The sequence below is a fragment of the Mesobacillus sp. genome (assembly GCF_049588175.1).
Classification (GTDB): Bacteria; Bacillota; Bacilli; order Bacillales; family Cytobacillaceae; genus Mesobacillus.
Window position 1 is genome coordinate 1 of the sequence record NZ_JBAVFI010000480.1, and the last position, 5026, is coordinate 5026.

Sequence of the window (5026 nt, forward strand, 5' to 3'; positions counted from 1 at the left end):
AGTATTAGTGATGCTATCATAGTGAAAATCAGGGTAGGAATTAAAAGGCCGCCAGCAAGATCCAAGATACCATTTGCGAGCTTTAGACCCAAGCCTGTTTTTGTTACCACACCAACGATTATACCAGCTGCTGCAGTTGCGGCTGCGACCCCAAGTGCAGTTCTTGCGCCATCTACAAGTGCATCGATGATTCCTCTTATGCCAATTCGTGTTTCTCTTCTGATTGCGCTTACCAATACAGTGATCAGGATGCTCCATAATGCCGATCTCATAACGCTCATGCCTGTTAACATAAGAATCATGATAACTAATATTGGTACTAACAAATAGATTTTCGAAAGTATTTCTCTTCGGCCGGGAATTTCTTCATCCTTTAAACCGCGAAGACCAACCCTTTTTGCTTCGAAATGAGTCATAATCCATATTCCTGTAAAATACAGCACCGCGGGGATAGCGGCAGCTTTTGCAATATCCCAGTAACTGATTCCGCCTCCGATGAATTCAACCATTAAGAAGGCCGCTGCACCCATAACTGGAGGCATTAACTGTCCGCCTGTTGATGCTGATGCTTCAACTGCGCCAGAGAATTCTTTGCCATAACCCAGCTTTTTCATCATCGGAATTGTAAAAGCTCCTGATTGGACAACGTTCGCTACCGAACTTCCACTTATGGTTCCTTGCAGAGCACTTGAGAAAATTGCAACCTTGGCAGGTCCGCCAACTCTTTTTCCCGCAATAAAAATGGCAAGGTCATTAAAATATTGTCCCACTCCTGTTTTTTCAAGAAAAGAACCAAATAACAAGAATAAGAAAATAAATGTAGCTGAAACACCAAGTGGGGTTCCTAGAATTCCTTCAGTAGTGAAAAACATTGATTGAACTAACCTGTCCAAATCAAGTCCTCTATGCGCGAGGAATCCCGGCATATAAGGACCATACAATGCATAGCCCATAAATGCCATGGCGATAATCATGATTGGCAGTCCTACTGTTCTGCGTGTTGCTTCCAGCACAAGCAATATTGCAGCAAGTCCGATATAAAAATCAAGTTCTGTAAGTCGTCCTACCCTGTTTACAAGCTCATCAATCATGACTGGCCAGTACGCACCAACCGCAACAGCAATGATAGCTAATAAGATATCATACCAGGCAACTTTATTATGAATCCGGTCTTTCCTTCTTGCCGGAAACAAAAGAAAAATTAAAGCAAGTGCAAATCCTAAATGGATCGATCTTTGCAGCTGGGCGGTTAAGACCCCAAAAAGAGTTGTGTATAACTGGAACAACGAGAATGAAAGCAATAAAACAAAAACGATGATCCCCATTATGCCTTTTAGCTTCCTTGAACCAGCCTCCGGATCGTATTTTTCTATCAGCTCCTGCTGTTCCTGTTCAGATAAAGTTTCAATTTTTGTGCTCAAGGATGTTCACTCCTTCCAACTCCTGCAATAAATTTATTTTTTTCACTTCAATCCTTACACGAGTACCAGGCTCGATATAATTTGCTAATGGATACTCTGCCCCATCAAAGATTACTGTATGGTTAGCTCTTACTTGTCCGATTCTTAAATCAAAGCTTTGAAAGATTCGGTTCATATTTGTTATGTAGTATTTGCCGTCTTTCATGATGAACTTTTCACCTTCTAATGAATTTGAGGGCATTCCAATCGCTGTGTCTTCATACTCCAATTCATACTGTTTAATCTGGTTACCAGGGGTTATAACATAGCTTTCAAATACATCAGTTAAATGGATTGAATGTGTGAATTTAATCTTAAAATATTGATTACCTGAAATAGGGATGAATGCGAGAATTTTATTTGTATTTTCATATTGAAAAACAAGTGCTTTTCTTATAGGAATCAACAATACACTGGCGCTGAACGCAAGTATAAGAATAAATAATATGAACCATTTCTTTTTCAATACACTCCCGCCTGTTCAATTTTAAATTTCTGAACAGCAAACTGCCCGTGTTGAATAATATTTTCACAGTTAAAGTGAATTTGACCGGGCACAGGAACCATATTCTCAAGGTTGCTGCGTCCGGTCAAGCTCCTTATGAAGACCATGTAAAATTTAATAATCTATTCAGCCTTGATACCTTTTTCATCATAATATTTTTGTGCACCAGGATGGACATCGATCCCAACCCCGTTGAGAGCTTTTTCAGGCTTGATCAATTTTCCCTTGGCATGTGTTACTTTATCAAGGTTTTCAAAAATTGCCTTAGTGATGTCATAAACCACTTCATTAGATAAGCTGTCATTAACAACAAGCATGGCCTGAACCGCAACAGTTGGAACGGCGCTTCCTAGCTTATACACCCCGCTTGGCACTTCATCCTTTGTATAATAAGGATATTTTTTTATAAGTTCTTCTGCTTTATCTGCATCAACTGGAACGATAACTACCTTTTCTGTTGCAGATAATTGCTCAACAGCTCCAGTTGGAGTCCCAGCAGTTACAAACGCTGCGTCGATGCTTCCATCCTGGATTCCAGCTATTGATTCATCAAAAGAAAGATCCTTTTTCTTAATATCGTCCAATGATAATCCGTAAACTTCAAGAATCTGTTCAGCATTAGCAGCAGTACCTGATCCAGGTGCACCTATGGACACATTTTTTCCTTTAAGGTCTTCTACCGATTTAATGCCTGATTTTTCAGTCGTTACGATTTGAATCGTTTCAGGATATAAAGTTCCGATTGCTTTTACGTTATCAATTTTTCCATCTTTGAACATCAGCTTACCTTCTGTGGCATACGACGCAATGTCTGTCTGAGTGAATGCAATTTCACCATTACCATCTTTTAATGTTTGCATGTTCTCAGCAGATGCACCAGTTACTTCTGCATTTGTTTCGATACCAGTTTCTTCTTTGATAATGTTTGCAAAAGAACCACCAAGCGGGAAATATGTACCGCCTGTTCCTCCTGTGAGAATGCTAATGAATTTTGGTTTCTCTCCAGACTTGCCCTCCTCGCCATTGCCACCAGTCTTTTCCTTTCCTCCGCATGCAGCAAGAACCATGGAAAGTGTCAGCATCAAGATGGTTACGAGAAGAAAACTTTTTCTTTTCATTAAATATCCCCCTTTGTTTCATAGAATTGTTCAAAACAATATTAACATAAGTTTTCGTAAAATTGTAAATATTTTGGTTAACGAAATATTTTAATTGATTCACTGTTGATGATTCTCTTTTCAAAAAAGCTTTTTTGCAATAGATATGATAAAATTTTGGTGACATACGAAGAATTCTTAACAGAATGATGGATTTGGAGGTTTTTTAAATGGATTTTTCAATGGGTAAAATTCTAGAAATTACACTAAAAAGCAAGGAATTAAGAGAAGAAATGACAATGTTGGTGTATTTGCCAGCTAATTATTCTCCTTTATATAAATACTCATTGCTGATTGCTCAGGATGGACGGGATTATTTCCAGCTTGGAAGAATCGGGCGTATTGCTGATGAACTTTTAGGCAAAAAAGAAATTGAAAACGTCATCATAGTAGGCATCCCCTATCAATCTGTTGAGGACCGCAGAAGAAAATATCACCCTGATGGTGAACAGCATCAATCCTATATAAGGTTTCTTGCGCATGAACTGGTCCCTTACCTGGATCAGGAATTTCCTACATACCAAATGGGAATGGGACGTGCATTGATTGGCGATTCACTGGCAGCAACGGTTTCACTGCTCGCCGCCATGCAGTATCCGCATACATTTGGCAAAGTGCTGCTGCAGTCTCCATATGTGAATGAACAAGTATTGTCAGCTGCAAAAAACTTCAGTCAGCCTTCCCTTTTGAATGTCTATCATACTGTCGGGGAAAAAGAAACAGAAGTTAAAACCACATCATCCAGCGAAAAGGATTTCCTGACTCCAAACAGGGAGCTATCTAAAATATTCAATGAAAAAAACTACTCCTATTTCTACGATGAATTTGCAGGCGATCATACATGGACGTACTGGCAGCCTGACCTAAAACGAGCAATCAAATTGATGTTTTCCTGATTTTAATAGTACATAATATAATAAATGCTTCTTTATATTATATATTTAGAAAATTTGTTATAATGAATGGCAAATCATTAATTCGTTTACTTCATTAATTTATATAATCACCATACATTTGAAACGGGGGTATTGAGATGAAATTTGGTATTGTCATTTTTCCATCGAAGAAAGTCCAGGATTATGCAAATTCATTAAGAAGACGCTATGACCCGCATTACGCATTAATTCCGCCTCATTTGACCCTGAAGGCTGCATTCGAGGCAACGGAGGAAGAAATCAAGGAGATTGCAGATAAAATTTACACGATTGCAAGAAACTTTGGCCCTGTTGATATCAAGATCAATAAAATTGGTTCTTTTAAGCCTGTAAATAACGTTATTTATTTAAAAGTTGAATCACCTGAAGAATTAGAAAAACTCCACATTGAACTTAAAACTGCTTTCGAAGGGGATCAGGAGTACAACTTTGTTCCTCACATTACCATCGGACAAAAGATGTCAGATGATGAGCATTCTGATGTCTACGGTTCATTGAGAATGAACGATATTAATTTTGAAGATACAGCAGATCGTATTCATTTACTGTACCAGCTTGATAATGGCTCATGGACAGTGTATGAAACATTTCGTCTCGGAAAGGAATAATCATAAGTGGAAGTTAGAATCGTAGAAACAGAACAAGAATTAGCAGATGCCTTTGATGTTCGCCGTACGGTGTTTGTCGACGAACAAAACGTACCTGAAGAAGAAGAAATCGACCAGCATGAATCCGAAGCCGTACACTTTGTTTTATATAATGAAGGAAAAGCGGCAGGCGCAGGAAGATTCCGGGTTTTAGATGGAATTGGTAAAGTTGAACGAATTTGTGTTCTAAAGGAAAACCGCAAATCAGGTTCCGGAGTCGCTGTTATGAATAAAATTGAAGAGTATGCTAAGACACAAGGCATTACTACTTTAAAATTAAATGCACAGACACATGCATTACCTTTTTACAGCAGACTTGGCT

The 5026-nt window shown here is 38.6% G+C and carries 6 protein-coding genes; 3 read left to right on the forward strand and 3 right to left on the reverse strand.

Translation table 11 applies throughout. The annotated features are described in order from the left end of the window. The 3 genes from WB217_RS11715 to WB217_RS11725 form a co-directional block, all read right to left on the reverse strand. A partial coding sequence (locus WB217_RS11715; RefSeq protein WP_423993406.1) for a TRAP transporter permease occupies nt 1-1421 on the reverse strand: 1421 nt, incomplete at its 3' end. Then, nucleotides 1405-1926, reverse strand: coding sequence for a DUF1850 domain-containing protein (locus WB217_RS11720; RefSeq protein WP_423993407.1), 522 nt, complete (start codon nt 1924-1926; stop codon nt 1405-1407). The genes WB217_RS11720 and WB217_RS11715, both read right to left, overlap by 17 nt. 161 nt (nt 1927-2087) lie before the next feature. Continuing rightward, nucleotides 2088-3083 (reverse strand): TAXI family TRAP transporter solute-binding subunit, encoded by a 996-nt coding sequence (locus tag WB217_RS11725; RefSeq protein WP_423993408.1) that lies wholly within the window; start codon nt 3081-3083, stop codon nt 2088-2090. Between the two features lie 209 nt (nt 3084-3292). Here WB217_RS11725 and WB217_RS11730 point away from each other — a divergent pair, with 209 nt between their 5' ends. From WB217_RS11730 to WB217_RS11740, 3 genes are all read left to right on the forward strand, one after another. After that, nucleotides 3293-4018: an alpha/beta hydrolase gene (locus WB217_RS11730; protein ID WP_423993409.1), complete on the forward strand. Its 726-nt coding sequence runs from the start codon at nt 3293-3295 to the stop codon at nt 4016-4018. A gap of 137 nt (nt 4019-4155) precedes the next feature. Beyond that, nucleotides 4156-4665, forward strand: a complete 510-nt coding sequence (locus WB217_RS11735) for a YjcG family protein (RefSeq protein ID WP_423993410.1) — start codon at nt 4156-4158, stop codon at nt 4663-4665. A 6-nt stretch (nt 4666-4671) separates the two neighbouring features. After that, nucleotides 4672-5026, forward strand: a 355-nt coding sequence (locus tag WB217_RS11740; protein ID WP_423993411.1) for a GNAT family N-acetyltransferase, incomplete at its 3' end; no start/stop codon positions are given.

What these genes read in the sequence shown, in the direction of transcription:
- WB217_RS11725 (WP_423993408.1), bottom strand. Translation starts at nt 3,083, where the DNA reads ATGAAAAGAAAAAGTTTTCTTCTCGTAACCATCTTGATGCTGACACTT.
- WB217_RS11730 (WP_423993409.1), top strand. Translation starts at nt 3,293, where the DNA reads ATGGATTTTTCAATGGGTAAAATTCTAGAAATTACACTAAAAAGCAAG.
- WB217_RS11735 (WP_423993410.1), top strand. Translation starts at nt 4,156, where the DNA reads ATGAAATTTGGTATTGTCATTTTTCCATCGAAGAAAGTCCAGGATTAT.